Raw genomic sequence first — 1,481 nt, forward strand, 5'->3', positions numbered from 1 at the left:
ATGTCGGCCGCGCTACGCGTGCCGACGATCGCGCGCACCGCGGCCTGCGCGGCCTGCGACACGCTGCGTTCGGGATCGACGCTGCGGAACAGGTAATCGGTGGCGGAACGAATCCGGTACTGGACGATGAAGCGCACGTCGACGATGTCGGCATCGCGCGTCAGCATCGCGGCTTCCTTCACGTTTGCAAGGCGCACGACGTTGTTGCGGCCGATCTCGATCGAGCGCACCTGCGACGTGTCGACGATCTCGTGCGACGCGAACGGATACGGCGCGCGCCAATGCACGCCCTGGCCGACCGTGCCCGACAGCTTGCCGAGCTGCAGCACGACGCCCGTCTGGCCTTCCTGCACGACGAACAGCCCGCTGCCCGCATACACCGCGACCAGTACGCCGATCACGATGCCGACGCCGACCCGTGCGGCCCGGCCGTTGTCGGGACGGAAGCCGTTGCCGCCCTTGCCGCCGAACAGGCCGCTCAGGCGCCGGTTGAAGTTGCGCCACATCTCGTCGAGATCGGGCGGACCATCGCCGTCGCCGCCTTGCGGACGCTTCGATTCGTTCGCGCGCGGGCGGGACCCGTCCTTGCCATTGCCTTCGCCGCGTCCCCAGCGGGGATCGTTGATCGACAGCAAGGCGCGCATCCGCCGCCAGGTACTCCGCTCGTTGTATTCGTTCACCAGAGTTTGTTCACCAGATTGGACGCCGGCGAACCGGCCGGGACCGGTTAGCGCCCGTGTTCGGAAATCGTGTGGTCTTCGTGTGGTTCAGCGGACGTGCCATCGAGCGCGTCGGGTAACGTCGCGCTGGAAAGGTGTTCCGCGGAGGCGATTTCGGCGATGGCGGCACGCAACGTATCAAGACCCTGACCGGTGCGTGCGCTCAAAAAGACGCGCGAAATATTACCATACTCGTCCCGCTCGACCGCGTCGCCGCGGGCCGCCAGCTCGGGCACGGCGTCGATCTTGTTGAACACCAGCACCTGTCGGATCGTGTCCGCGCCGATCTCGTGCAGCACGCCGTTGACCTGCTCGATCTGCTCGAGCCTGACCGCGCTCGACGCATCGACCACGTGCAGCAACAGATCCGCATGGATCGTTTCCTCGAGGGTCGCGCGGAACGCCGCGACGAGCTGGTGAGGCAGCTCGCGGATGAACCCGACCGTATCGGACACCACGATCTGACCGACCTCGTCGCCGAGATACACGCGCCGCGACGTCGTATCGAGCGTGGCGAACAGCTGGTCGGCCGCGTATGCCTGCGCTTTCGTCAGCGCATTGAACAACGTCGACTTGCCCGCGTTCGTATAGCCGACGAGCGACACCGACATCGTGCCGCTGCGCGCGCGCTGCCGGCGCTGCGTGCTGTGCTGGCGGCGCAGCCGATCGAGCCGCGACTTCAGCATCTTGATGCGTTCGCCGATCAGCCGACGGTCGGTTTCGAGCTGGGTTTCGCCGGGGCCGCGCAGGCCGATACCGCCC

The 1,481-nt window shown here is 66.8% G+C and carries 2 protein-coding genes; both read right to left on the minus strand.

The window, feature by feature from the left end; translation table 11 throughout:
• Window positions 1-680: protease modulator HflK (locus tag JMF90_RS36765; RefSeq protein ID WP_201326313.1), on the minus strand; the 680-nt coding region annotated here is incomplete at its 3' end.
• 47 nt (window positions 681-727) lie between these two features.
• Window positions 728-1,481: GTPase HflX (gene hflX, locus JMF90_RS36770; RefSeq protein ID WP_201326314.1), on the minus strand; the 754-nt coding region annotated here is incomplete at its 5' end.

It is taken from the genome of Burkholderia sp. E168m23 (genome assembly GCF_016586125.1).
Classification (GTDB): domain Bacteria; phylum Pseudomonadota; class Gammaproteobacteria; order Burkholderiales; family Burkholderiaceae; genus Burkholderia; species Burkholderia orbicola.